At 66.5% G+C, this 26873-nt stretch carries 22 protein-coding genes and 2 tRNA genes; 7 read left to right on the top strand and 17 right to left on the bottom strand.

What is annotated here, in order from left to right:
- Positions 1-63 precede the first annotated feature (63 nt).
- The 3 genes from KXZ72_RS14340 (at position 64) to KXZ72_RS14330 (ending at position 2616) form a co-directional block, all read left to right on the top strand.
- Positions 64-873, top strand: coding sequence for an ABC transporter permease (locus tag KXZ72_RS14340; protein WP_226081608.1), 810 nt, complete (start codon positions 64-66; stop codon positions 871-873).
- Positions 873-1619 carry an ABC transporter ATP-binding protein gene (locus tag KXZ72_RS14335; protein ID WP_226081607.1) on the top strand — a complete coding sequence of 249 codons (747 nt, stop codon included), beginning with the start codon at positions 873-875 and terminating at the stop codon, positions 1617-1619. Before KXZ72_RS14340 ends, KXZ72_RS14335 begins: the two co-directional genes overlap by 1 nt.
- Before the next feature lie 67 nt (positions 1620-1686).
- Entirely contained in the window at positions 1687-2616 is a 930-nt protein-coding gene (locus tag KXZ72_RS14330) for a hypothetical protein (RefSeq protein WP_226081606.1), read from the top strand.
- Here the strand turns inward: KXZ72_RS14330 and KXZ72_RS14325 are convergent.
- The 5 genes from KXZ72_RS14325 to KXZ72_RS14305 form a co-directional block, all read right to left on the bottom strand.
- Positions 2613-3908, bottom strand: a complete 1296-nt coding sequence (locus KXZ72_RS14325; protein ID WP_226081605.1) for a CDP-glycerol glycerophosphotransferase family protein — start codon at positions 3906-3908, stop codon at positions 2613-2615. The genes KXZ72_RS14330 and KXZ72_RS14325 overlap by 4 nt on opposite strands.
- 42 nt (positions 3909-3950) lie before the next feature.
- Positions 3951-4796: a glycosyltransferase family 2 protein gene (locus tag KXZ72_RS14320; RefSeq protein ID WP_318999875.1), complete on the bottom strand. Its 846-nt coding sequence runs from the start codon at positions 4794-4796 to the stop codon at positions 3951-3953.
- Between the two features lie 25 nt (positions 4797-4821).
- A complete protein-coding gene (locus KXZ72_RS14315; protein WP_226081603.1) occupies positions 4822-5634 on the bottom strand; it encodes a CDP-alcohol phosphatidyltransferase family protein in 813 nt (270 codons plus the stop codon).
- A complete protein-coding gene (locus KXZ72_RS14310) occupies positions 5618-6697 on the bottom strand; it encodes a glycosyltransferase family 2 protein (protein ID WP_226081602.1) in 1080 nt (359 codons plus the stop codon). Before KXZ72_RS14310 ends, KXZ72_RS14315 begins: the two co-directional genes overlap by 17 nt.
- A 141-nt stretch (positions 6698-6838) precedes the next feature.
- Positions 6839-8677 carry a S1C family serine protease gene (locus KXZ72_RS14305; RefSeq protein WP_226081601.1) on the bottom strand — a complete coding sequence of 613 codons (1839 nt, stop codon included), beginning with the start codon at positions 8675-8677 and terminating at the stop codon, positions 6839-6841.
- Between the two features lie 246 nt (positions 8678-8923).
- Between KXZ72_RS14305 and KXZ72_RS14300 the strand changes: the two genes are divergently transcribed.
- On the top strand, positions 8924-10117 hold the full coding sequence (locus KXZ72_RS14300; RefSeq protein ID WP_226081600.1) for an aminotransferase class I/II-fold pyridoxal phosphate-dependent enzyme: 1194 nt from the start codon (positions 8924-8926) through the stop codon (positions 10115-10117).
- On the opposite strand, the gene KXZ72_RS14295 is transcribed toward KXZ72_RS14300, so the two are convergent.
- The 7 genes from KXZ72_RS14295 to KXZ72_RS14265 all read right to left on the bottom strand — a co-directional run bounded on the left by KXZ72_RS14295 (position 10114) and on the right by KXZ72_RS14265 (position 17245).
- A complete protein-coding gene (locus KXZ72_RS14295; RefSeq protein ID WP_226081599.1) occupies positions 10114-10494 on the bottom strand; it encodes a CHY zinc finger protein in 381 nt (126 codons plus the stop codon). The genes KXZ72_RS14300 and KXZ72_RS14295 overlap by 4 nt on opposite strands.
- Positions 10495-10552: 58 nt before the next feature.
- On the bottom strand, positions 10553-11416 hold the full coding sequence (locus KXZ72_RS14290; protein WP_226081598.1) for a carbon-nitrogen hydrolase family protein: 864 nt from the start codon (positions 11414-11416) through the stop codon (positions 10553-10555).
- Between the two features lie 383 nt (positions 11417-11799).
- Positions 11800-11876: transfer RNA gene (locus tag KXZ72_RS14285), tRNA-Met, on the bottom strand.
- Positions 11877-12011: 135 nt separating this feature from the next.
- Positions 12012-12088: transfer RNA gene (locus tag KXZ72_RS14280), tRNA-Met, on the bottom strand.
- Between the two features lie 188 nt (positions 12089-12276).
- Entirely contained in the window at positions 12277-15198 is a 2922-nt protein-coding gene (locus KXZ72_RS14275) for a UPF0182 family membrane protein (protein ID WP_404823654.1), read from the bottom strand.
- A gap of 59 nt (positions 15199-15257) precedes the next feature.
- Entirely contained in the window at positions 15258-16391 is a 1134-nt protein-coding gene (locus KXZ72_RS14270; protein WP_226081597.1) for a YlbL family protein, read from the bottom strand.
- A gap of 101 nt (positions 16392-16492) precedes the next feature.
- Positions 16493-17245, bottom strand: coding sequence for a CD225/dispanin family protein (locus tag KXZ72_RS14265; RefSeq protein WP_226081596.1), 753 nt, complete (start codon positions 17243-17245; stop codon positions 16493-16495).
- A 167-nt stretch (positions 17246-17412) separates the two neighbouring features.
- Here KXZ72_RS14265 and KXZ72_RS14260 point away from each other — a divergent pair, with 167 nt between their 5' ends.
- On the top strand, positions 17413-18774 hold the full coding sequence (locus KXZ72_RS14260) for a zinc-dependent metalloprotease (protein WP_404823653.1): 1362 nt from the start codon (positions 17413-17415) through the stop codon (positions 18772-18774).
- A 97-nt stretch (positions 18775-18871) separates the two neighbouring features.
- Entirely contained in the window at positions 18872-19795 is a 924-nt protein-coding gene (locus tag KXZ72_RS14255) for a hypothetical protein (RefSeq protein WP_226081595.1), read from the top strand.
- On the opposite strand, the gene KXZ72_RS14250 is transcribed toward KXZ72_RS14255, so the two are convergent.
- Positions 19792-21528, bottom strand: coding sequence for an ATP-dependent helicase (locus KXZ72_RS14250; RefSeq protein WP_226081594.1), 1737 nt, complete (start codon positions 21526-21528; stop codon positions 19792-19794). The two genes, KXZ72_RS14255 and KXZ72_RS14250, sit on opposite strands and share 4 nt — an antisense overlap.
- On the bottom strand, positions 21529-22494 hold the full coding sequence (nudC, locus tag KXZ72_RS14245; protein ID WP_226081593.1) for an NAD(+) diphosphatase: 966 nt from the start codon (positions 22492-22494) through the stop codon (positions 21529-21531).
- A gap of 96 nt (positions 22495-22590) precedes the next feature.
- Here nudC and KXZ72_RS14240 point away from each other — a divergent pair, with 96 nt between their 5' ends.
- Entirely contained in the window at positions 22591-23757 is a 1167-nt protein-coding gene (locus KXZ72_RS14240; protein WP_226081592.1) for a phosphotransferase, read from the top strand.
- A 13-nt stretch (positions 23758-23770) separates the two neighbouring features.
- Here KXZ72_RS14240 and KXZ72_RS14235 read toward each other — a convergent pair whose 3' ends face one another.
- From KXZ72_RS14235 to KXZ72_RS14225, 3 genes are all read right to left on the bottom strand, one after another.
- Positions 23771-24325, bottom strand: a complete 555-nt coding sequence (locus KXZ72_RS14235; RefSeq protein WP_226081591.1) for an NADPH-dependent FMN reductase — start codon at positions 24323-24325, stop codon at positions 23771-23773.
- A gap of 164 nt (positions 24326-24489) precedes the next feature.
- Positions 24490-25782: an alpha/beta fold hydrolase gene (locus KXZ72_RS14230; RefSeq protein ID WP_226081590.1), complete on the bottom strand. Its 1293-nt coding sequence runs from the start codon at positions 25780-25782 to the stop codon at positions 24490-24492.
- An 84-nt stretch (positions 25783-25866) separates the two neighbouring features.
- The gene (locus KXZ72_RS14225; protein ID WP_226081589.1) at positions 25867-26793 is read right to left on the bottom strand and encodes a ribokinase; all 927 of its coding nucleotides are present in this window, start codon (positions 26791-26793) and stop codon (positions 25867-25869) included.
- Between the last annotated feature and the right edge of the window lie 80 nt (positions 26794-26873).

Raw genomic sequence — 26873 nt, 5'->3', positions numbered from 1 at the left:
GTACCGAGATGACATTCCCGTCCTCGGCACGGGGATTTCTCGTTAAACCGGTAGATTGGCCCTGTGACGAGTTCCTTTGACACGCCCCGACCGCAACGGTCCCGCGGGCAGCGCTACCGCAGCGCACTCTGGCTATTAACCAAGCGCGATCTGCGCGTGCGTTATTCCACCAGCGCCCTGGGCTATTTCTGGTCGATCCTGGACCCTCTGGTCATGAGTGGGATCTACTGGTTTGTTTTTGTGGTGGTCTTCCAGCGCGGCGATGACATCGGCGACTCCCCCTATATTGTGTTCCTCCTTGCCGGGCTGCTGCCCTGGATGTGGTTCACCGGCACGATCTCCGATAGCACCCGGGCGTTCCTGCGCGAGGCCAAGCTGGTGCGCTCCACGTCAATCCCACGCACCATCTGGGTGGCCAGGATCGTCATGTCCAAGGGCATCGAGTTTCTTGCCTCGATCCCGGTGCTGGCGATTTTTGTGATCGCCTTCCATGCCCCCATTAACATCCACGTGCTGTGGGCGTTCCCGCTGGCCATTCTCCTGCAGGCGATTCTCTCGCTGGGGCTGGGCCTGCTGGTGGCCCCGCTGGTGGTCTTTTTCCGGGATCTGGAGCGCGCCATTAAGCTCATTCTGCGCTTCATGTTCTACGCGTCACCGATCGTTTATAGCTCAATAAACCTGCCCGAGGCAATGCAGCCTCTCGCCGCGTTTAATCCGCTCACCGGTATCTTCTCGCTCTATCGCACGGGCTTCTTCGAGAATCAGCTGCTGTGGTTCCCGGTGCTGGTCTCGGCCGTGATGTCCCTCGCGATCCTGGCCCTCGGCCTGGTTGTTTTTAAGCGCTGTGAGCGCTCGGTCCTGAAGGAGATCTAATGAGTGTGCCGATGATCTCCGCGACCAACCTGGGCATTCGTTTCCGCCGCAGTAAGAGCCGCCGACGCAGCTTTAAAGACCTCTTCGCGGGGCGCACGCGGCGCTCACGCCCGGGGGAATTCTGGGCGTTCCGCAACCTCAACTTCACCGTGCATGCGGGTGAGGCCATCGGCGTGGTGGGCCGCAACGGCCAGGGTAAGTCCACGCTCCTGAAGCTGGTTGCGGGCGTCATCCTGCCCGATGAGGGCGGCGTGGAGGTCGCGGCCGGGGTGGCCCCGCTGATCGAGATCACCGGCGGCTTTGTGAACGATCTTTCGGTGCGCGATAACGTCTATCTCACCGCGGGTCTGCACGGCATGACCAAGGCGGAGATCAACGCGCGCTATGACGAGATCATCGATTTTGCCGAGATCCGCGATTTTGTGGATACGCCCTATAAGCACCTCTCGAGCGGCATGAAGGTGCGCATCGCGTTCTCCGTGATCGCGCAGCTTGATGAACCGATCATGCTGGTGGATGAGGTCTTGGCCGTGGGCGATAAGGCGTTCCGCGAGAAGTGCTATCGACGCATCGACGAGATGCTGCGTGGCGGCCGCACCCTGTTTTTTGTCTCGCATAACGAGCGAGACCTGCGCCGGTTTTGCACGCGCGGCCTCTATCTGGATAAGGGCGCGCTGCAGATGGACGGGCCGATCGGCGAGGTCCTGGACCGCTATAACGCCGATTACATCACGCCCAAATCTTAACCGGTTGGTCCTGCATTCTCCCAGCGAATAACCATAAACTGGCCAGGAATGGAGGGCTACGACGATTATGGCTCGCACACCAAAACCCTATGTGATCACCTCGCTGCCCGAGGGAGAGACCATCGATCTGCGCTCGCGCAGCAATCCCTCCTCACATCCGGAGGCCCCCGTGGATCCCGCATGGGTGCGCGGCCTCGACCGCGTACTCTCGGTCCAGCGTCCTCTTGTCCTGGCCCATATTCGTGGCATCCGGCGCCGCAATCCGCGGGCCACCCCCGATCAGCTGATCCGAATCCTGGAGCGCCGCTATCTTGCGGCGGTCACCTCGGGCGGCGCGGCGGTGGGCGCCACGGCGATGGTCCCCGTGATCGGCACCGGCGTCACGATCGCGCTCTCCGGGGCGGAAACGGCGGGATTCCTCGAGGTCACCGCGCTCTTTGCGCAATCGGTGGCCGAGGTACACGGCATCGCCGTGACCGATCCCCTGCGCGCCCGGGCACTGGTCATGACCATGATCCTGGGGCGCGCGGGAACCGACCTGCTGAAAAACTTCACGGGCGAGGTCACCGGGCAGGGTCCCGCGCGGCGCAATCACTGGGGCCAGATGATCACCGGTTCGATGCCGCAGATGGTGATGGGCCCCGTGGCCGATCAGCTCAAACATCGTTTTGTGAAGCACTTCGCCGTGAATCAGGGCAGCACGTTGATTGGCAAGGTGATGCCCTTTGGCATCGGTGCAGCCATTGGCGGCGTGGGCAATCACCTGGCCGGCCGCACCGTGGTGGCCAGTTCCCGCGGGGCGTTTGGCCCCGCGGCGGCCACCCTCTCCCCCGAGCTTGAACCGCGCGAGCGCACCCCGGGTGGGCGCAATCCGCTCGCGGGACTGCGCGAGCGCGTGCCGCTCATCCGCGGTGTGCGCCGCCGCGAACCGGGTAGCCCCGAGGCACCCGGCAGCGGGCGCCTCGACTACCCCTCCGAGGAGAATAACCGGGCCTAGGCTCCGGCGCGTCCCGCCTCCACCGCGGCGGTGGTGCCGGCGAGGGGATCCGTGGCGGAACCGGTCCGGGCCTCGCGCTCGGCGAAGCTCTCCCAGCGCTCCATGAGGGTATCCACCGCGGCATGAAAACGCTTGGTGGTCTCCCCGGGGGTGGTATCCCCAAAATAGTGGTGCGACCAGTGCTCGAGGCGGCCCACCGTCTCGGGATCGTGCAGCACACGCTCCGTTTCGGCGATGATGTTTGCCGCGTGATCCGCACTCAGCCACTCGCAGGCCTGCAAATAGCCAGCGGTATCAATCTCGGCATTGGGATTCACGGGGCGTGTGATCAGCAGCGGCTTTCCGGCGGCGAGCCGATCGTAAACCATCGCGGAGATATCCACGATGGCCACATCCGCGGCGGCGAGCTGCCAGCCCAGGTCCATGCCCTCGTCAAATACGTGATGCGCCGAGGGATCGGCATGATTGGCGGCCTCGATGGCCTGAATGATCTGCCGATTGGCGTGGCCATATGCGTGATCCACCACACCCGAGCGCGGATGCGGGCGATAGATCACCCGATGCCGCGGGGAGGCCAGGAGTGCCTTCATCAGCGCCACACCGTGTGTCGCGATCGAGCCATAGGCCGCGGCCTCGCGATCCCCCTCCCAGGTGGGGGCGTAGAGCACCACCGTACGCTCATCGGGGGTATAGGGAAGCCTGCCGGCATAATGATCGGCCTGCGGGCGGCCGATCACGAGTGCCCGGCGCTCCAGATCGTAGTCCCAGAGCGCGCGCGTGAGGCGCTCGCGGGCGGCATCCCCCGCGATAAACGCGTAGTCATAGGCCTTGAACTGGTTGGTGGTCATATACATCTTGTCGCTCTCACCGTGATTGATGAAAACGTGCCAGCAGCGCCCATAACGGAACATCTGGAAGTTCTTGGCATTCTGGTTCACATAGAACACGATGCGGATATCCTGCTCCTCGAGCGTGGATTCCAGCGCCGTGACCGTGCGCACATAGGCCACGTCAAGCGGGGATTCCTCAAAGAGCTGGGTGGCGGCGGTGGGAGCGCGGGCCAGCACCACCACGGGGTAGGTCTGCGAGAGCTCGGCGAGCGGCTTATACCACTGCCGGATCTGGTACATATTTACCTTGGAATCGGCAAAATACACGGCGATCTTATAGTGGCCGCGTTCCAGGGGGGTCAGCGCGGCGAGTCGTCCGGCCAGCTCGCTGCGCGCCCGTCGATTGGCCAACGCATCCCGAAATAGCTGGACGGCCTTGCGACCGTCACTCATCACACCCATGCTTCTAGGGTATCCAATCTTTATAACGGTCGCGTCTCGACGCTAAATTACGGGCGGCCGACCGGCGCGTGTCATCCGCCAGATCGTGCGCCAGCGCAGCCGACGGCGGCCGCCGGGCGATACGCGCCAGCCCTCGCGCCAGCCCGCAAACCAGGCACGCAGCACCGCGGGTGTGCGCCACCAGCGCAGGATCTGAATGCCGGTCCAGGACCCCACATAGGCCAGCGCACAGGGCAGCGGCAGATTGCGTTTGGCCAGCCAGACCCGATTACGGGCGTTGAGCCGGTAATACTCGGCATGCCGCGTGGGGGTGACCACGGGGTGATGCGCGCGCAGATCGCCCTCATAGCGGGCCCGATAGCCCTCGTCCCAGACCCGCCAGGCCAGCTCGATGCCCTCATGCGCATAAAAGAACGGGGCCGCCCAGCCGCCCGCGGCATCAAATACCGCGCGCGGCATAAAGATCACGGCCTCCAGGCAGGAGAAGATATCGCTGGAGTGACGCGGGTCACCCTTGCGGATGCGGGGAATCCAGCGGCGCGGCGAGGGCTGACCATCCGGGGCGTCCAGGCGCGGCTGAATCAGCCCAATCGTGGGGTCCTCGCTCACCCGGCGCACGCAGGAGATCAGAAAATCGGTATCCGGCAGCCAGGCGTCATCGTCGAGGAAAAACAGGTATTCCCCGCTCACGCGCGGAACCCCGGCATTACGCCCCGCGGGAATGCCCACGTTTTCGCTTAGCGCCAGCCCGGCCACGCCCGCGGGGAGCCCCACGGGTTCCCAGCCGTTTCCGACCACCACGATATCGAGGCTCACGCCCTCCTGCGCGAGCACGCTGCGGATGCCGCGCTCAAGATCCTCGGGGCGAGTGCCCTGGGTGAGGATCACCACCCCCACGCGGGGTGTGCCAGCGCTAGGCACGGACTCGCTGCGAGGTCATGATGGCCACAAAATGGCCACACAGGGTGATGAAGCCCATGATCAGCAGGAGCACCAGGGTCCAGCGCATCGCGAGGGTATCCCCGATGAACAGGCCCACCACGGCACCCACAAAAATGACCATCGTGAGTTCCACGGAGTGGAACATCCGGTGGAAGGGCAAAAACTTGGCGATCCGGCGGGCCAGCTGGAGCAGGCCCGGGCGCGGCGCCGACTCGGCCTCGCTATAGGTGAGCTTGCTCGCGCCATAATTGGCCCGGGCCACGCGCACCATATCGTTGAGCGCCTTATTCAGGATGATCACGATCGCCAAGAGCGCGCCCAGCGTGGTGTAGAGATAATCGGCGGGGGCCTCAAACGGATAGCCCGCGGCGCGAATTGCCAGGGCCAGCGGGATCAGCGTCTCGGTGGAATAGTGGCCCACGGCATCCAGGAAGGCCCCGGCGGGCGAGGAGGTGCGCCGCCAGCGCGCAACCTCGCCATCGCTGCAGTCCACCAGCATCTGCGCCTGCCCGGCAAGCAGGCCCAGCAGGGCACCCCAGATTCCGGGGATGAGCAGGAAGCCGGCGATGCTCCAGCCGGTGAGGATCATCAGGCCGGTCACGCCATTGGCGCTGATGCGCGTGCGCAGCAGCAGCCAGGTGAGATACGGGGAAAGATCGCGCAGATAGAGCGATGCCGTCCAGTGCTCGGCATTACGACGCGAACGCACCTCGGGCGGCTGCGCCACGGCGCGCAGCTCGGCGATGGTGCGGGGTTTAGCGGGGCGGTTATCCGTTTCGGACACGCGAGCCTCTTTCGTTTTTCAGCGCCGAGATGCCCCGGGCCAGCGAGAGATAACCGAGGATAAAGCCAAAGCCCCAGCAGAAGTGAATGCAGGGAATCACCACGAGGAACCAGGCCATCGACGCGGGGCCGTCCTTGCGCCCCTCCACGAGCGTAGCAAGCAGAACCAAAACCACATAGAGTCCCGGGATCGCCCATCCCCAGAGCGGCCAGCGGGCCCCGCCGAGGGCTGACTCGATGCTGCCGAGCAGCCCCAGGAGGATGCCCAGGCTCACGCCGAGGACCATCACCGGCGGCGCAAAATAGCGCAGCGCACCGGGGCCGGGGAAGGAGCGGCTCAGCTCGCCGCGCCACATTCCGGTGGAAAAGAACTGCCGCATCAGGGCGTTCAGGCTGGGCCGCGGCCGATACACCACACGCAGCTCGGGGGTGAACCAGACGGTTTCGCCGGCCTGGCGCAGCCGATAATTCAGTTCCCAGTCCTGCCCGCGCTTAATCCGCTCGTCAAATGCCCCCACGCGCTCCAGTGGTTCGCGCCGGAAAACCCCCAGATAAACGGTATCCGCGGGGCCCTGCTTGCCACCCACATGATGCGGGCTGCCGCCGAGGCCCACGCGCGAGCCATAGGCCCGGGCCACCGCGGATTCAAAAGCGGTGGTGCCGCGGGCATCCATGATGCCGCCCACATTGGCGGCGCCCGTGCGCTGGATGGTTTCCACGGCCACGGAGGTGTAATTTGGGGGCAATACCGAGTGGGCATCCACGCGCACCACGATGGGGAACGTGGTGGCACGAATCGCGATATTCAGCCCGGCCGGAGTGGAGCCCACCGGATTGTCTAAGACGCGGATCCGCGGGTCCTGCGCGGAGAGCTCGGCAACCAGTTCGTTGGTGCCGTCAATGCTGGGCCCCACGGCGATGGCCACCTCAAACGGGCCCGCATAGTCTTGGCTGAGCAGCGAGTCCACGGCGGCGCGAACATGCGTGACATCGTTCAGCACCGGCATCACATACGAGACCCCCACCAGATTGGGCTCGGATGCGTCCGAAGATTGGTCCGTCATGGTCTCCGCTCACTGGTTTTTGTCCGAATTAGAGCTTACCAGGCCACCGTAGCGCTCCCGGTCTGCCCACACACAGGAATGCCCGCGATATCCGGTGCGGATATCGCGGGCACATGCCTGGATGAGATGAATCGAGGGGTGTTATTTGGTGCTCAGTGCGCCCAACGTCACCTTGGTGGTCTGCGCCTGTCCGCCGCGTACAAAGGTGATCTCCACCTCGGTATCCGGCGCATAGGAGCGCACCTGAGCGGTCAGATCGCTGGGGTTGGTCACGGGCTTTCCGTTCAGTGCGGTCACGAGGTCACCCGCGCGCAGCCCGCCCTTCTCGGCGGCTCCCCCGGGGCTGACCTCCTTGATGGTGGCGCCCACAACCGTGGCGTCGGGATCGTTATTGGCATCGGCCACGGTGGCGCCCAGCAGGCCGTGGGTGGCCTTGCCATTGGCGATCAGCTCATCCGAGATGCGCTTGGCGGTATTGGACGGGATGGCAAAGCCGAGGCCAATCGACCCCGCGGTCTCGTCGGTACCCGCGTGGTAGATTGCCACGTTCACGCCGATGAGCTTGCCCTCGGCATCCACGAGCGGGCCTCCCGAGTTTCCGGGGTTGATCGGGGCGTCGGTCTGGATCACGCCGATCGGCACGGAGGACTGCGCGGTATTTTGCTGCTGCTGCTTACCGGGCAGGTCAAAGCCCCAGGGGCTCTCGGGCTCGGTCTGCGAACCGTCGTTTTCGGGGACCTCGGTGGAGGGAAGCGAGATGCTGCGGTTCAGCGCGCTGACGATTCCGTTGGTCACGGAGTCGTTCAGCCCGCGCGGCGCGCCGAGGGCGATGGCCATTTCGCCGACGTTGAGCTTATCCGAATCGGCAAACTCCACCGGGGTGAAGTCCTTGCCCTCCACCTTGATCACGGCGAGGTCGTTCAGCGGGTCGGCACCGATGACCGTGGCCTTATACAGGCGTCCGTTGCTGTCCTGTACGCGCACGGAGACATCGGTGGTGGCCCCACCCATGGTGACCACGTGGTTATTGGTGAGGATATAGCCGTCCTTGGTGATGAACGAGCCGGAGCCCGTGCTCTCACCCTCGGCGCTCGTGACGGTGATGGTTACGGTGCTGGGCAGCACCTTTCCGGCCACCGCGGCGATCTGGTTTACATTATTTTTATCGTTGATGGTGATCGCACCCGAGCCGGCATTGCCGGCCTGGCCCACGGCGCTATGGGTGGGCATGATTGCGGAGGTCACATAGGCGCCCACACCGCCGCCGAGCAGGGCTCCCACGGCGACACCGGCGATCAGGAGCATTCCGCCGCGACGCTTGCGGGGCTGCTCGGGGGCGCTGAAGGCATTGCCGGGGTCCAGGGGCGGAACCCCGCCCTGGCCGCCGTCATAGCCAAAGGGCTGGGTGGCGGAGTGGTCCTGCGCCGCGGGATAGGCGGCCGTGCCCGCGTAGTGCGGGGCCGCGGCGTGCTGCTGTCCCGGAGCCGGCTGGGGCGCGTGGCCCGCGTGCGGCTGGGAGGGCGCGGCAAAGTGGTTGTGCTGGGCCTGCGTGGGCTGAGCCTGTGTCGGCTGGGCCTGCGTGGGCTGAGCCTGAGTGGGCTGGGCCTGAGCGGGCTGGGCCGCGGTGGGCTGGGCCGGCGCGGGGGCATAGGCGGAATGTCCCGCGGCGCTCGGCTCCACGGGGCGGGTCACGCGGGCATCGGACTCGGCACGGATGCGGCGGGCCTCCTCCTCGCGGGCCAGTGCGGCGCGATGCTGCTCCTCGCGGGCACGCTGCTCCTGCTCCTCGCGCAGCCGGGCACGATAGGCCTCGGCGGCGGCGAGCTGCTCGCGCTCGGCGGCCTCGCGCCGGGAGGCCTCGGCGGCGTCCTCGGTGGGAAGCGGGGGTGCGGGCCGCGGGGCCTCGGGGGTATTGCTCTCCTCATTCGAGGGCACCGGAGTGGTTCCGGGGTTTTCTGCGTCAATCGGTTCGTGAGTCATCTCTGCTCCTTCCAAGCAAGGTCAGCATGGCGGGCGAACCTGGACGTTACATAAGCGGGCGCTGTGTAGATCCCCGCTCGGTTAACGGCCCGGACTCGGACGATGTCTCCGCCCCGACATAACCGTCATTTTAGCGTGATCGCGGGGATAACGGCGCGATTATCGATATTCTGGGGCGGCGGCATTATTCGCAAAAAGCCCAGGGCCCGCGGCCCGCACCGAGCAAGGGACGGGGTATCTCCTCCGATGACCACGACATTTGGCTGGCAGCGCGCCTCCCACGGCGCCGGACTCCTGGGAGCACACGGCGCCCTTACCCCCTCGATTTTTGCCGAGATGAGCGCACTCTCCGTGGCGAGCGGCGCGCTGAACCTCGGCCAGGGCTTCCCCGATGAGGACGGCCCCGCGGAGATCCTGGAACTCGCCCGCACCGCTATCGCAGAGGGCCATAATCAATATCCGCCGGGCATCGGCATCCCCGCGCTGCGTGCGGCAATCGCCACCCATCAGGAGCGTTTCTACGGGCTGCGCCTCGATCCCGACCGGGAAATTCTGGTCACCACGGGGGCCACCGAGGCCCTGGCCGCGAGCATTCTTGCGCTCACCGAACCCGGGGACGAGGTGGTGACGTTTGAGCCGTTTTATGACGCCTATGGGGGCCTGATCTCCCTGGCCGGCGCGCGGCATGTGACCGTGCCGCTCGAATGGCCCGCGTTTGCCCCGGATCCCGAGCGTTTACGCGCGGCGATCAGCGATCGCACCCGCATCATCCTGTTGAATACCCCGCATAACCCCACGGGTGCGGTGACCGACCGGGCCACGCTGGAGCTGATCGTGGAGCTTGCACACCGGCATGATGCCCTCATCCTCACCGATGAGGTCTATGAGCACCTGCTTTTTGACGGCCGCCGCCACGAGCCCATCGCCACCCTGCCCGGGGCCGCCGAGCGCACGATCACAATCTCCTCCGGGGGCAAAACCTTTAACACCACGGGCTGGAAGATCGGATGGCTAAGCGGCCCCGCCACGCTCGTCGCGCGGGTCACCGCCGTGAAGCAGTTCCTAAGCTATGTCAGCGGGGCGCCGTTTCAGCCCGCGATCGCCGCCGCGCTCGCCCTGCCCGACTCCTATTTTTTGACCCTCGCGAGCGATCTCCAGGCCAAACGCGATCTGCTCGCCGCGGGGCTGACCGCGGCCGGGTTCACGGTATCGCTGCCGGCCGCGGGCTATTTCATCGTGGCCGATGCCGCGCCGCTTGGCCACGGCGATGCCACGGCGCTCGCGCGCGCCCTGCCCGGGCAGATCGGGGTCACCGCAATCCCCGTGGGCGCCTTTGTGCACGCGGAGAACGCCCCGCGCTATGGCTCGCTCCTGCGGTTTGCGTTTTCTAAGCGCCCGGAGGTATTACACGAGGCAGTATCGCGCCTCGCCTCGCTCTAGGCGCTCGCGCGCACGGGATCCGCGATACCCGCGTGGGCGGTGTCCGCGGTATCAAAATAGAGCGGGGCGTGCAGCGCACAGCCCGGATTAAACTCGGATCGGCAGTGCGGGCAACGCTCGACCACCAGATAGGTATTAATGGGCAGCGTCTGCGAGCACTGCCCGCACAGGATCGCGGGCTCGTCCCAGCGCTCGCGGGGCCAACGCTGCGGAAGGTGATCGGCGTCCTCCTCGTGACAGAGATGGCACGGGTAGAAGCGGCCGCAACAATAAAACCGGATCGCCACGATATCGCGCTCGCTGCCATAGTGCACGCAGCGCGTGTGCTCGTCCACCGTCGCCCCAAATACCTGCACCGATACCCTCCCCAATGTCATCGGGCGCAAACCCTTGCGCCGAGACTATCGCTATTTGCTCGGGGCCAGAAGGGCGGGATCACTCGGCCCGGCCCCCAGTTCTGGTGGGAGCGACCCCCTCGCGCGGCGTCACGGCGAACCGCCGCAGCGCGAGCGCGGGATTCTGCGCGCGAACCCGCGTAATCTCCGCCGCCGAGAGCTCGGCGAGGACCACTCCGGCCTCCGTGCCCAGCCCGGCCAGGGGAATGCCCGCCGGATCGAGGATCTGCGCGAGGCCAATACCCGCGGGCAGCGGATGATCGCTCGCCACCACATAGGCGGTATTTTCGATGGCCCGGGCGGCCAACAGGGTATTCCAGGCGTGTTCCTTGAGCGGCCCCGGGACCCACTGCGCGGGCACCAGGAGGACATCCGCGCCGGCATCGATCAGCGTGCGCGAGACCTCGGGGAACCGGAGGTCATAACAGGTTTGCAGGCCAAAGCGGAGGCCGTTGATGCCGAACGTCTCGGGCGGGGTGATCTCCCCCGGCAGCACAAATTCGCTCTCCCGATAGCCAAAGGCGTCGTAGAGGTGTGCCTTGCGATAGCGCGCGTGGATCGCGCCGTCCGGCCCGAGGGCCACCACGGTATTGCACATCCCGGGCTCCGGGGCGTCCGGACGGGCCTCCAGGAGCCCCACCACGAGCCAGAGCGAGTGTTCCCGAACCACGGCACCCAGTGCCCGAATAAACTCGCCCTCGAGCCCCTGGGCGCCGCGGCGGGTCTCCGCGGTGAACGGCGCGCTGAAATAGGCGGAGTATTCGGGAAAGAGCACCAGCTCGGCACCGCGGGCGTGTGCGGTCGCGGCCAGGCGGGAAATATTTTTGAGGTTTTCCGCGGTATCCGGGCCCGGGGCGAACTGTGCAACGGCCACGGTCACGGTGGCGGGGTGGGAGGCGGTCATGCCCCCAGCCTACGCGGGTCGGCGCCGCGGGGAGTTAAAGAAGTGTGGCCGGCCGTTACCCCCCAAAGGTTCCGGCCGACCCAAGACGGCCCACTCGCAGTCCGGTCCCCCGACCGTAAACGATCGCCCGCCTCGAAAGGGAGCGCGAAGCGAAGAACCCGAATCTTCTACTTCCGTATGAGCTATCAAAAAGACTCTAGGAGCAGCGGAGCCATACCAACAGCACACTGGCCGATTTTGCGTGTAAACCTGGCGGGCTCTCAGTAGGTTTCGTCAATACCCCAGTAGGAGGGCCGCCCGGTCTTGGGAAATACCTCCCGAGCTCTCCCCCGGGAACAAAAAACCGCCGCCGTGATTCCTGGGAATCACGGCGGCGGTTCTGCTGGTTGCGGGGGCAGGATTTGAACCTACGACCTCCGGGTTATGAGCCCGGCGAGCTACCGAACTGCTCCACCCCGCGTTACGTTTTCCAGATTAGCATGCGACCCCACGTCACACCAATCGGCCACAACCGGCGCGTCGAAACCCACCGCGCGAGCCCGAGAGGAAACACAAAAGGGCCGGAAATCTGTGAAGATTTCCGGCCCTTTTATTTTGGTTGCGGGAGCAGGATTTGAACCTACGACCTCTGGGTTATGAGCCCAGCGAGCTACCGAACTGCTCCATCCCGCGCTACATGTATTACTCTACAGCGCCCCGCTCGGGAAGGCCAATCGGCCCGCTCCCCCGGCGCGGCGGATCGGGAATTGCCGCGGAATACCGCGCCGCGGCGGCCCCACGCACGCCTCTTCGGGACATAAAACACGGCGGCCCCCGTATCCTCCGGGGAGGTTACGGGGGCCGCCGCGCGGCGCCAGACCCTACTGCAGGGCGGCGTTGGCGCGGTTGATCGCGTCGGTGAGCTTCTTATCGGCCTCACCATACGCGGCCCAGTCACCCTTTTCGAGTGCCGCGGCCTTATCCTTCATGGCCTGCGCCGCATCGGTCAGTGCGGCGCGCACGGTCTCCTCGGAGGCGGGATCGGTGGAACCGCCCGTGCTCGGGGTCTCCCCCTCGGTGGGCGTCTCCCCGTCCGTGCCGGCCCCCGGCTGGGGATCGGGCGTGGTTGCCGCATCGCCGTCGCCGGCGCTGGCACCGGAGTCGCCACCAAACAGCTCATCCAGGGCCTCGTCCAGCGTGGACCTAAAGGCGATCTTGTCACCGAAGGCCACCAGCACCCGCTGCAGCAGCGGGAACTTGGTGGTACCGCTGGACTGCACATAAACCGGCTGGACGTAGAGCAGTCCACCACCCACGGGCAGGGTCAGCAGGTTACCGTTCAGCACCTCGGTCTGGCCCTGCTTGAGCAGGTTGATCTCCTTGGAGACTTCCTGGTTGGCGTTAAACGTGTTCTGCACCTGTCCCGGACCGGGGATTGCGTCTCCCGAGGTCAGCGTGAGCAATCGCAGCTTTCCGTAGTCCTCGCTGCGCTTACCCTTCTCGTTGCCGGCATTGGCGTCGGCGGCGAGATAACCGGTGAGCACGTTACGGCTGTCCTCACCCTTTCCGGGCGGAATGAAGGTGGAGTACAGCGAGTAGCTGGGCTTCTCCTGGCCGGGCATCTGCATGGTCAGGAAGTACGGCGGCTGCAGCTTGGGATCGTTGGCCTTGGACTGCGGGTCGTTCGGCGTGATCCACTTATCGGTCTGCGAGAAGAACTGTCCCGGGTTGGTGACGTGATAATCGCCCAGAACCTTACGCTGCACCTTGAACATATCGCTCGGATAGCGCACGTGGCTCATCAGATCGCCGCTCATCTCCGACATGGGCTTGATGGCGTTGGGGTAGATCTTCTGCCAGGTCTTCAGCACCGCGTCGTCCTCGTCCCACGCATAGAGCGTGACCGAGCCGTCATAGGCATCAACCGTGGCCTTAACCGAGTTGCGCATGTAGTTGATATCGTCCAGCGCATACGTGGAGCGACCCTCGGCATCGGAGATCGAGCTCGACAGGCTCACGGTCTTCGAATACGGGAAGTCGGCCGAGGTGGTATAGCCGTCGATGATCCACTTGATCCGGCCGTCCACCACGGAGGGGTACGGATCGGAGTCGAGCGTGAGATACGGGGCGGCCTTCTTTACGCGCGTGATCGGATCACGGTCATAAAGAATCTGCGAGCTATCGGTTACATCCGAGGACAGGAATATCTGCTCGGACTGGAACTTCAGCGCATAAACGAGCTTATTGAAGATGTTGTCCAGCTTGGGCCCACCGTCGCCGGTGAACGTGTAGTACTCCTGCTGATCGCCATCGCGGCTCGCGGGATAGTCGAGCTCAACCGGCTTGGAACCCTTGGGGGCACCCACCACGGAATAGCCCGGGGAACGCTCACCGAAGTACACGCGCGGCTCAAACTCGCCGAGCTTTCCGGCGGAGGGGATACCAGCCTGCATAAACACGGGCTGGCCATCGCTCGAGCGCTTATTACCGTAGGCAGCGACGAGGCCATAACCGTGGGTATAGACCAGCGCCGAGTTCACCCACTTATCGCCCTCGATACCGCCCTGGTTCAGCTCACGCACGGCGACCACGGCATCCTGGGTGCGGCCGTCGATCTCGTAGCGGTCCACATCCAGCACCTTATTGAAGCTGTAGTACTGCTTAAACTGCTCAAGCTGCTGGAAGGACTTGGTGACCACGGCCGGGTCGATGATGCGGATATTTGCGGTGGTCTCGGCGTCGGAACGCAGGGCCCCCGGCTCGGCATCGGTGGTGGCCGCATAGGGGATTTCCTCAACCTTATCGAGGCCATACGCGAGGCGCGTGAGCTCAATATTATGCTTCAGATAATCCGTTTCGAGGTTCTTGGCGTTCGGTGCCACCTGGAAGCGCTGGACGATGGCCGGATAGGCCACACCCACCACAAGCGCGGAAACCAGCAGCAGCGCGGTACCCACGATGGGCAGGCGCCAGCGGCCGATGAAGGCGGTGACAAAGAACAAAATAGCCACAAATACGGCGATGCCCGCGAGGATCATCTTTCCGGGGATCGTGGCATTGGCGGCGGTATAGTTCACACCGGTGAAGAGGTCGCCAGTCTGGTTGAGCGTGGCGTACTGGTCAAACCAGATCGAGACACCCTGCAGCAGCAGGTAGACGCCCGCGAGGACGGCAATCTGGATGCGGGCGTGCTTGGAGATACGCAGCTCGCGGCCGCTCAGGTGGATCGAACCGTAGAGATAGCACACCACGGCGGTCAGGATGAGGCTCAGCAGCACGGCCGCCGAGGCAAAGGCCACGATTCCGCGATAGAACGGAAGCTCAAACATATAAAACGCGGCGTCGAAACCAAACTGGGGATCGATCGTACCGGTGGGCGTGGAGTTGAACCACATGAGCACAACTTCCCACCGTCCGGCGGTGGAGAGACCGGCAAACAGGCCCAGCACCACGGGGATACCGTAGGTGGCGAGCTTGCGCAGGGGCTCGATCATTTCCTGATAGCGGTCGAGCTGACTCGAGAGCTTGGCATATACCGGGCGCAGCTTATACGCGAGGTGGATGCTGAGCCATACCGGGACGGCCATGCCAATGAAACCGATCAGGAACATGGCGGTCGTGGCGATCCACTTGGTGGCGAGCACGGCCGTGAAGCCAAGCTGTTCGTACCAGAGGAAGTCGGTATAGAAGCCCGAGAAAGCGAAGAATGCCACGACTAATATGCCGACGATGATCGCGGTTATAGCGAGTGGGGATCTCTTTTTGGGGGCTGGAGTTGATGCAGTATTGGTAGCTGACGTCACGTTAGGCCTTCGTTGGAAATCGGGGTCGTCGGCCTAGTCTACGCGGGTTGGCTGGAAAACTATTTCCCCGAGGCGTCTGCGGAGCAGGTCGGGAGCCCCGTCATGTCGCCCCCATCGCGCACGGCCTGCAGCACGGCAAGCGAATCGTCGAGGGTTTTTACGGCGAAGACCTGCAGGTCCCCGGGGATATGTCCAATGACCTCATCGCAGTTGCTCTCGGGCGCGAGGAAGTACTCGGCACCGGCATCCTTAGCGGCAAAGAGTTTCTGGCGCACCCCGCCGATGGCCCCCACCGTTCCGGCTGAGGTGATGGTTCCGGTGCCCGCAATATTTTTTCCGCCGTTGAGGTTGCCGGGGGTGAGCTTATCGATGATGCCCAGCGCAAACATCATGCCGGCGCTCGGGCCGCCGATGTCTTCAAGATGGATCTTTACGTCGAAGGGGAACTCAAAAACCTCGCCGGTTCCGATGCCGAGCATATAGCGCGTGGCTCCGCCCGGCTCGCTCACCTTCACGGGCGTGGCGCTCACGGTGAGCGGCTCGCCATCGCGGATCACGTCGATGCTCAGCGGCTCGGTACCCGCGTTATTTTTCACGGCGGCGCGCACGGCCTCCAGATCGCTCATGGCCTCGCCGTTAATGGCGATCACCTCATCGCCGATCACCAGGGGGCCATCGGCGGGGCTGCCCTCCTGGATCGTGGTGATGCGCAGCTTGGCCGGCACCGAATAGCCCAGGTGCAGGAGCGCCGCGGCCACCGCATCCTGCTGCGAGGACACCATGAGCTGCTTATTCTGCTCCTCGCGCTGGCCGCTGGTCATACCCGGGGCATAGACGCTGTCGATCGGCACCACGGTGCGGCTCGGATCAAACCAGGCCGCGGCCACGCTCAGCCAATTGGCCGGACGCTCGCGATCCCCGAGGATCTGCACCGTGAGCAGGTCCAGGGCTCCCTCCGTATCGAAGGTCTCGGCGCCGTTGATTTCGATCACCGGCACCTCCTTCTTATCCACCGTGGTGGTGCCGATGGTATTGGCCACCGGGCCCGGCTGCTGCACCAGATAATTGCTGGGCCACAGGGCCATCGCCAGGAGCAGGAGCATGGCCACCGCGAGTGCAATCCATCCGGCGCGGCGACGACGAGCGTGCGGGTCCCGTGAGGCAACGGTCGGTTCGGGAGTGAATAGGGTCACCGGGAGGGGCCTTTCGGAACGGAGAGAAAAACGGGAGCGGAGAAAAGAGGCTCCGAGACTCTAGCTTAGGAGTTCCGGGCCGAGCATTGCCTGGGGGCGGCTCAGTTTATCGGCGGCCGGGTGAAGCTACAGCGCGCGGGGACGCCAAAATTTGATTGGATATAGTCGTCGTCCACCGTGGTGAACCCGCATCCGGGGGTGGATCCGTGGCCCTCCGCCTCGGGATCCACGCGTATCTCGACGGTATCTCCCGGCTCCAGGCCGTAATAGACCACGGTGGTATCCCGGAAAAAATAGCGGGACTCCTCCGCGCCATTCACGCTGATGGTGATCCGCGCGGATTCGTCACCCATCCCCCAGATCCCCACCCGATAATCTCCGCTCTCGGCGTCGGCCACGGGCACGGCCGGCACCGCGGGCTCCGGAAACGCCACCCGATCTCCCGCGACCCCGCCGCCGGCGAGGCCCGATAACCCGATCAGGATAAACCCCAAACCGAGGCCCAGGACCCAGAACGGGACACCGATCGCGATCGCAATCGTGGACAGCGTGCGCGCCCGGGTGGACGCGGCGCGCGCCCGCTCCCGGTCGCCCGCCGCGCACGCGCGCGAGGACTCGGAGGAGCGCAGCAGCGCAAAAATGCCCACCGGAAAAAAGAGGACCGTGCCGATGATTCCGAGGGTGCGATGCCCGGGCGGATCCGTAACGGGCACGGGGCGCGCGGCCGCGGGGCGCGGAGCGGCCGGGGGCGCGGCTGTTTTTTCCGCGGAATCGGCGGGGGCGGGATAGTGGGGTAGCCTCCGGCTGGCGGGCAGCTCGGGGACATCTTTGGCGTCGCTGGGCTGCTGCGTCACGTCGATCCCTCCTCTTCCCCGTACCCCACGTTCGGGTGGCACAGAAAAATAATACCGTGTCCTGTTCGCGGCGGGCGGAAGGGAGTACCCTGGTTTTCCCCCGGCGGTCGCATGCGAGGCAGTAGCGTAGGAAGGGCAACCCGGAGCACATCGGAAAGGTGGCGCACGTGCCAGACGAATTCCCCACAAATCCCGAGGACGAATTCCGGGAGATGCTGAATCAGTTTCTGTCCGGACAGGGCGGGGTTGACCCCTCACAGCTTGCCGGTGCCGCCGGACTCCCCGCGGACCCCGCGGCGCTTGCCGCCATGCTCTCGCAGCTTCAGAACGCGATGAGCGGTGCCGCCAACGGCGAGGTGAACTGGTCGGTGGCCGATGAGCAGGCCCGCAAACTGGCCAATACCGGCAGCGTGGAGACCACCCCCGAGGTGCGCGCCCAGCTCGAGCAGGCGCTGAATATCGCCGCGCTCTGGCTCGCCGATGCCACCCAGCTTTCCGCGCTCAGCGCGACCCCCTCGCTCGTGAGCCGCGCCGAATGGTCGCGGCTCTCGATGCCGGTCTGGACCCAGCTGGCCGAGCCCGTGGCCACGAGCATCTCCGATGCCCTCGGCCGGGTTCTCGCCGAGCAGGCCCCCGAGGAGATGCGCGGCATGATCGAAAACGCCAGCCAGATGCTGCGCAGCGTGGGCGGGGCACTCTTTGCCCTGCAGCTGGGCCAGGTGGTGGGCCAGCTCTCCACCGAGGTGGTCTCGGGCGGCGATATCGGCATTCCGCTGATGGAGGATAACCACGCCGTGCTGATCCCGCAGAATATTGCGGCCTTTGGCGAGGGCCTGGATATCCCCGTGGATCAGATCCAGATTTATCTCGCCGTGCGCGAGCTCGCGCATGCCCGGCTCTTCCGCAATGCGCGCTGGCTGCGCCTGCACCTGATCTCCTCGATCACCGCATTTGCCCGCGGCATAAACATCGATACCGAACGCATGGAATCGCTCGCGGAGGACTTCGACCCCTCCAATCCCGAACAGCTGCGCGAGGCGCTGAGCAATGGTTCGCTGATTCCGCCCAAGAGCGAGGAACAGCTGGCCACCCTCGCCCGCCTGGAAACCACCCTCGCCCTGATCGAGGGCTGGGTGGATGTGGTCACCACCCGTGCCACCACGCGTCTCCCGCGCGCGCAGGCCCTCTCCGAAACCGTCAAGCGCCGCCGCGCCACGGGTGGCCCGGCGGAATCGGCCTTCTCCACGCTGGTGGGCCTGGAGCTGCGTCCGCGCCGCCTGCGCGAGGCCGCCGCAATGTGGCAGACCGTGACCGATGCGGTGGGCGATGAGGCGCGCGACGCGCTGTGGTCCCACCCGGATCTGGTCCCCACCTCGGCGGATATCGACGATCCGGCGGCCCTCGTGGCCCGGCTCGAGGCCGCCGCCCGCGGCGAGGCACCCGCGCGCGATGAGATGGACGATGCGCTGGAGGCGCTGCTGCGCGGCGAGGCCGGGGGCTCCGCCGAGGACCCGGAGGATAACCGCTAGGCGGTTCCCGGGGCGGTGCGGAAGCTTTTCCGCACCGCCCCTTTTTTCCCCGCCGACCAGGGAGCCAATACGCAGGCTGGGACGGCATAATCGGCGCATGATTCTGAGCCTGGACCCGAGCCTTCCGGTGCTGTGGCGCGGGCCGCATGCCCTTCAGCTGGGCTTTGACCGCCCCGTGGCCCGGCTCGAGGATCTTCCGCCCGCATGCGAGATCCTGCTGGGTGCGCTGCGCCCCGGGGCAAGCCTGGCAACGCTGCTGCGGCTCGGGCGCGAGCACGATCTGGGCGAGGCGCGGGTGCGCGAGTTTCTTGCCGCGATCTCCGGGGCGCTGCGCGAGGGGCATCCCGCCGCGCCCGCGCCCGGCCCCACCCCGATCGATCCCGCGCCCACCACGCCCATATCCATCACGCCCGGGACTCCCGCGCCCGCCTGGGCACTCGCGGGCGGCCCGGCCCTTCCGGAGCTGCTGCGCGCGACCGCGGACGCCGGGCTCGCCCCGCCGATTCTCCGCGCCGGGGAGGAGGCGGCCCCCGCCCCGGGCATCGCCGCCGCCGTGATCGTGTCCGGTTTTGTTTGCGCCCCGCGGCGCTATGCGCCCTGGCTCGGCGCCGATATCCCCCATCTGTCGCTCACCTATGGCGACCGCATCATCCGGGTGGGCCCGTTTATCGAGCCCGGCGCGGGCCCCTGCCTGGCCTGTCTGGCCGCGTTAGACACGCGGCGCGACCCCCTCTGGCCCACGCTGGCCACCCAGGTGCTCGCGTTTTCGCCGGGCAGCGCGCACGGCCCCCATGCACCGCTGGCCCGGCAGACGGCCGCCGCGGCGCTCTCGGCGCGGCTGCTGCGCGGGCACCGCGGGCTGCGCGCCCGGGCCCTGGAATTTGATGATCTGGCGCCGCTGGGTCGCACGGTGAGCCTGAACGTCTCCCGCTCCTGCGCCTGCCGCGCTGCCTGGCCCGAGCCGCGAAATAGGCCCGGGCCAGGCCGCGGCCCGCGCCGGCATCCCGCGCGCCCGCGCTAGGAAGTGGGCCTGCGGCGCGACCCAATCTCCGTGAGGAAGCGGGAGGGTTCGCGCAGGCCATTGGCGCGCGGCCCGCGCTCGGACCAGGACAGCCCGAGGAACGAGCGGGCCCGGGTAATCCCCACATACATCAGGCGACGCTCCTCGTCGATGGCCTCAAATGTGGTGGCATAGCTGATCGGAATCAGCCCCTCACTGAGCCCGGCCAGGAACACTGCCTCCCATTCCAGACCCTTGGCCGAGTGCACCGTGGCGAGCGTCACCGCGGGCATCGTGGGTTCGTGCTGGCCCGCCTGACGCTCCAGGAGGTCATCGGTGAAGCGGCGCAGCGTGGTATCCGGTGCCGCCTGATCCACGAGGTTCATGATCGCGTTCAGCGCCTCCCAGCGATCGCGCAACGCCCCCGCGCTCTCGGGCGGATCCACCGTCCAGCCCTGCGAGCGCAGCACATCGCTAACGGATTTAAACAGCGGCTCCCCCACGATCGAGACCGAGGCCCCGCGCAGCTCCATGAGCGCCTGGCGCACCTCAGGGCGATCAAAAAAGCGCGCACCGCCGTGCAGCCGGAACGGGATACCCGCCTCGGTGAGGGCCTGCTCAAAGGCCCCTGACTGCACGTTCACGCGGAAGAGAACGGCCATATCGGCAAAGGCGGTGCCGGCCCGCTCGCGCTCCAGAATCTGCTGGGCCACGCCGCGCGCCTCGGCCATATCATCGCGGAAGCGCGATACCTCGGGCTCGGGCCACGCGGGCTTGCGGGCGGCGGCGGGCGGCTCGGCCGCCTCGGGCGTGGCCGCGCGCAGGACCAGCGCCCCGGGACGGCCACGCATCAGCCGGTTGGCGCTGTCCACGATCGGCTCGGTGGAGCGATAATTGCGTTCCAGCTGCACCAGCGTGGTGCCGCGGTGACGCTGCGGGAACTCCAGCAGATAGGAGCTCTGCGCGCCCGCAAACGAGTAGATGGTCTGGCTCGCATCGCCCACCACACAGACATCATTGCGGTCCCCGAGCCACGCATCCAGCAGCTGCTGCTGAAGCGGGGATACGTCCTGATACTCGTCCACAACAAAAAAGCGATACTGTTCGCGCACCTGCAGCGCCACGGAGGCCTCGCTGTGGATCATGCCCACGCAGGCGAGGAGGACATCCTCAAAATCGAGCTGGCGGCGGCCGTCCTTCAGATCCTCATAGCCCTGCTGCAGCTCGGCCACCTGGGTCAGCGAGAGGTTGCCGATGCCCGCGCGATCCGAGGCGGCATACTGTTCGATGCTCAGGCCCGAGACCTTACGCCACTCGATCTCGGCGGCCAGATCGCGCAGCGTCGCGGTATCCAGGCGCAGCGTGCGGGATTCGGCAAGCTGGCCCAGCATCTTGGCCTTGCCCGTGATCAGCGTCGGAAACTGGCCGCCCACGGTATGTGGCCAAAAATAATTCAGCTGGCTCAGCGCCGCCGAGTGAAACGTGCGCGCCGAGACCGCGCCCGCGCCGAGCTGACGCAGGCGCGAGCGCAGCTCCGCCGCGGCCCGGGTGGTGAAGGTGAGCGCAAGCACCCGGTTGGCCGCATAGGTTCCGCTGGCCACGCCATAGGCGATGCGATGGGTGATGGCCCGGGTTTTTCCGGTGCCCGCACCCGCAAGCACACAGACCGGGCCGCGCAGCGCCTCGGCGGCCACGCGCTGCTCGGGGTCCAGCCCGGCCAGCAGCGCCTCGGGATCGGTGGGTGAGGGGATCATCTAGGCGCGCTCGGCGGTGCCGTCGATATCGGGACCGCCGTCCTCGATCAGCCACTCGTCCAGGAGTTTGCGGGCGATCGAGGCGTGTCCGGGGAGCGTGAGCGTGCCCACCTCGGCGCGCAGGCCCTCGCGGCTAAACCAGCGCAGGTCGAGGATCTCCTCGCCATCGGGCTCGATGCTCGCGGGATCAAAATCGGGGGCGACCCGGGCGCGATAGCCCAGCATCAGGGAGCGCGGCAGCGGCCACGCCTGGGACCCGCGGTATTCGGGGGCCACGGCGCGCACGCCGGCCTCCTCAAATACCTCGCGGACCACGGCCTCCTCGAGGGATTCCCCGGCCTCCACAAAGCCCGCGAGCAGCGAATACTGCCCGGCCTTCCAGAGCGCATTGGAGCCCAGCAAAATGCGGTCCTGGGCATCGCTGACCAGCACGATGATCGCCGGATCGGTGCGCGGAAAATGCTCGGCATTGCAGGACGGGCAGCGCCGCGACCAGCCGGCCTGGCGAATCTCGGTGAGCGCGCCGCAGCGGGTGCAGAAGCCACCCGCGCGATGCCAGTGGATCAGGGCCAGCGCGGCAATAAACAGGCTCGCATCGCGCGCGCCGAGTACGGCGCCAACCTCGCGCAGCGTTCCCCATGCGCCGGGGTGCAGCGCGCCCGCGGTGGCATCGTCCAGGTCCACGGCGATCACGGGGGCGCCCGCGGGTACACCGTTTTCGGCGCTCAGGGTGCGGCCAAGATAGCTTGGTGCGCTCACCTCCGCGAGTTCGCTCCAGCGGAACAGGCGCAGCGCGCCGTTTTCCACCGGGGTGGCGCCGCCGCGCAGGACCAGCACGCGGGTCTCGGGGGTGGCCTCAAGCCACGCGAGGAGGTCCTCGCGATCGCGGGTCTTATAGTCGCGGTCGATGCCCGCGGGTGCGGGCTCTCGGGCCGCGGTGGGCGCGGTTACGGTGGATTCAGACATACACTCCCTATCAAAACGGGCGTGGCGGTCATCGACCTTCGCGCCGGGCAATCTAACCTAGAGAACATGGCCAGATCGCATTTAATTCTAGCCGCGATGGCAACGTCCGCGGTTCCTGACCTTGTGGTGCTCGGAAGTGGGCCGCTGGGCCTCGGAAGTACGGGCGATTTTGATTCGGCCCTCCTGCGCACCGACGCCGATACCGACGTGGTGGTGCGTGTGCCCGGCAACGATCGGGCCGCGGGTGAACAGGCGATTGAGCTGATCGCACTGCAGGCGATGACCGCGGGTATCCGCAGCCGCCTCTCCTTCGACATTCCAGTTGTTATCGGGCAGGCTCCGGCCTCCCCCGGCCGCGTGGTGGTGAGCGAGTTCCTGCCGGGCTTCCACGTGCCCGCCGAGCATGTCCCCGCGGGGGACGGCGTGGCCACCTCGATCGGTGGCGCGATCGCCGCGATCCACTCGCTGCCGGCGTCCTTTGTGACCGATATCGGCCTGCCCTCGCTCACGGCCGCGCAGTGCCGCAACGAGGCCCTGAACGTGATTGAGCGCGCGGCGTCCACGCGCCGCCTGCCCGAGGCCATCCGCCAGCGCTGGAGCGAGGCGGCACACGATGACGCCCTCTGGCAGTTCCAGCCCACCGTGATTAACGGCACGCTGAGCGCCGAGTCCTTCCTGATCACCGATCACGAGGTGGGCCCCATCGTGAGCGGCGTTGTGGGATGGAGCGGGCTGCGCGTGAGCGATCCCGCGCGCGATCTGCACTGGCTGACCGCCGCCCCCGAGGCCGCCGAGGATGTATTTGCCGCATACCGTGCGTCGTGCACCCGCACCCCCGACCGCTTCATCCGCCAGCGCGCCCTGCTGCACGCCGAGCTGGAGCTCGCCCGCTGGCTCCTGCACGGTCTGGATACCCGCGATCAGGGCGTGGTTGAGGATGCCGTGGGCCTGCTCGACGGGCTCGTGGACAGCGTGCTGGGTAAGCTCTCGGCACCGATCAACCCGCAGGCCGAGCAGGTCCTGGCCGTATCCGAGGTGGAGAAGCTGCTCACCCGGACGCCCGCGACCACGCCGTCCAGCGCGCAGATCGGCATGGAAACCGATGCCTACGATTTTGACGAGGAGGGCGAGTTCTCCGATTCGACCTCCGGCCATCCCGAGGCCGATACCGGGCCGATCGAGCTGCCCGACCTCGGCGAGGACCCCGCGTCGGAGGACGGCACGGGGAGCGGCAGCGAGGATAAGACCCCCGAGACTCGCTAGCGTGCCGCGCCGTCTAGGCGGCGCGCTCGCGCTGCACGTGGCGGATAAATGCCGCCAGCCATGCGCCCAGGCGCTCGGCCGCGCGCGGGTCGCTCACGCGATCCTCGGCATCAAAATAGCCCGGGGTCACCTGAATATGGGCCTCGGGTACCGTGAGGCACGGTGAGCCGAGGAACGCCAGCGTGGTGCGCGCCTGCGCCTGCGCGAGCGCCGTTCCCACGGGGAATACCGAGGCGCCGATCACCGCGCTGGGCTTGTGGGATAACGAGTTTTCGCCCACCGGGTGGCTGGCCCAGTCCAGCGCATTTTTGAGATAGCCCGGGAGGCCGCGGTTATACTCCGGGGTCACCAGGATCACGGCGTCCACCGCCGCCAGCTCCGCTTTAAATGCGCGGGCCGGGGCCGGATAATCGCCGTCCAGATCGCGGTTATAAAACCCCAGCTCGGAGATCAGAATCTCGCGCAGGCTCACCCCGTGCGGGGCCAGCCGGGTCAGGGCCCGGGCCAGCCTCCGGTTTTCGGAATTGGCGGAGGTGCTTCCCACGATATAGCCGATATTAAGCGTCATAGCTGGCCTTCCGGTGCTGCGTGTCACGCCCCCGGTACGCGCGGGAAACGCCGACCCGCTCGCTATCGAACGAGTTAACTCCACGCTATCCCCGAGGTCGATCCGCGACCCGGCCCCTGACGCAAAACGCGTGTATTCCCGGGGCCGGGAATACACGCGTTTTGCTAGGCGAGTGGGCCGCCGCGGCCCGCCACGTTCTCGATCAGGCGGCGCAGCACGCGGGCATCGGCGCGCAGGCCGTCGTGCTCATATTCGCTCGTGACCCAGAGATCGAGGTTGCCCGTGCGCTCGGCCTGCGCGGCCGAGAGATCCACGTCCACGTAGAGGTCGTGATAATAGGCCACGGCTGCCACGGGGACCGGATTGGCCAGGAGTGCCGCATCGTCATAGAGCTCGCTGAAGTCCTCGTGGCGGTGCAGCGCCTCGGTCGCGGCGCGATAGGGCGCCAGTTCGCGCTGATCCTCAAACATCCACGGATACATCATCTCGCCCGTGAACATCAGATCGCGATGCCCACCATCCAGCTCCGGGAACTCCTCGCGCACGCGCTGGGCGGCCCAGTTGGTGGCACCGTGCCCCTGCGCATAGATGCTCTCCTGCAGCACGGCATAAAGCGCACCCTGGGCATGGCCGGTATCGGCCTGAACCTGATGCAGGAAATAATCGCTCAGCACCGGGCGCGAACCCTCCCGGGTCCAGGCCTCATCCAGCAGCCAGTGCACAGCCTCAAAACCCGGGGACATGCCAAATTGGCCACCCAGGGTTTGCAGGCGCCGGGTCGTGAGGCGGTCCCCCGCGGGGAGCCGCACATCCCGCGAATCGAGGTGATCTGCCAGCGCCGCGAAGCGCTCGCGATCCTCGGGATAGCGCCGGTAATAGGCGCGGGACTTGGCCAGCGCGCGCGGCGTGGTGTGCCGATACGTGGTGAGGGCATCGGCGTGGGTATTGACCAGCCCGCCGGTGATATAGCTGGCGGCCACGGCCTCGGGATGCCGGGAAAGATAGGTGAGGGTCAGGAATCCGCCGTAGCTCTGCCCGAGGGTCTCCCAGCGCACGCCCCCAAAGACCCGGGTGCGCAGCGCCTCGAGGTCATTAATGATCGAATCGGCGCGGAAGCACAGCAGATACGCGGCCCCCTCGGCACCGCTCATCGCGGCAAAGCGCTCGGCGCGCGCGGGGGTGGATCTGCCCGTGCCGCGCTGATCCACGAGGATCACGCGGTGGGTTTTCAGGGCCTCGGTGAGCCAGCCACCGCCGCCCTCGGCGGGGCGCGGCGATTTTCCGCCGGGGCCTCCCTGCAGGAATACCAAGACCGGGAGTGCCTGGTCGCGGCGGGCGGGGTCCACAACCTCGCGGGCAAAAATCTCGATGGTCTCGCCCCCGGGCGCGGACCAGTCCAGCGGAACACTCAGCGTGTGATCGCGGACCGCGGCACCGGGAATAATGTATTCACTCATGCCCCCAGTGTAGGCCCGGGGCCCGGACGCGATACGGAAAACGCGGAGGGGTAATCACCCCTCCGCGCCGATGACCGGGCCGCCCTAGCGGCGGGTGGCCAGGAATTCCTCGAGCTGAGCGGGGGTCGGATAGGACGCCTGGGCGCCCTCGCCGGTGGCCGCATAGCTGCCCACGGTCGCGGCAAAGCGCGCGGCATCGGCGAGGCCGTCACCCGCGGCGAGGCGCAGCGCCAGCGCGCCCATAAAGGCATCGCCACAACCGGTGGTATCCACGGCCTCCACGCGGGGCGAGGAGATCGCCTCCGGAGCGCGCTCGTTATCGATGACGATGGCTCCCGCGGCACCCACGGTGATCACCGCGCGGGTCACGCCGCGGCCCGCGAGGGCCAGCGCCGTGGCATCCCAGCCGGCGGCCTCAACATCGGTGCCCAGCAGGTCCGAGGCCTCGTGCTCGTTCAGCAGCAGAATATCGGTGAGCCCCAGCAGCTCCTGCGGCACGGGGCCATAGGGAGAGAGGTTCATCATGACGGTGGTGCCGGTCTCGTGACCGCGGCGGGCCGCCGCCAGGACGGTGTCCATCGGCACCTCGAGGGCCAGGCACAGCACCTTGGCATTCACAAACTCGCCCGCGGCGGCGCTAATCTCCGCCTCCCCCAGGCGGCCATTTGCGCCGGGCGAAACGATGATGATGTTCTCCCCCGCACCATCCACGTTAATCACGGCGGTGCCCGTGGCCACGCCCTCCAGGCGGGTCACATGCGAGACGTCCACGCCGGCCTCGGTGGTGGAGGCGAGCAGCAGATCGCCGTGATCGCCCACGCCCACGGCGCCGATCATCGCAACATCCCCGCCGAGGCGTCCCGCGGCCACGGCCTGGTTGGCACCCTTACCGCCGGGAACGATCACCAATTCGGAGCCGTGCAGCGTTTCCCCCGGCTGCGGAAAGCGTTCGGTGTGAACCACCAGATCGGCATTCAGCGAGCCAACAACGATAATGCGAGAGTCTGTCACCGGAGGGAACCTTTCAAGAAAATCAATGGGCGCGACGGGCCGCACGCCTCGCGTGCAAGTCCGTCGCGCCCAGCTTAGTG

Source organism: Mycetocola spongiae, assembly GCF_020424085.1.
Classification (GTDB): Bacteria; Actinomycetota; Actinomycetes; order Actinomycetales; family Microbacteriaceae; genus Mycetocola; species Mycetocola spongiae.
The sequence above is the reverse complement of the archived record's forward strand: the minus strand, read 5'-3'. Positions and strand labels throughout refer to the sequence as shown.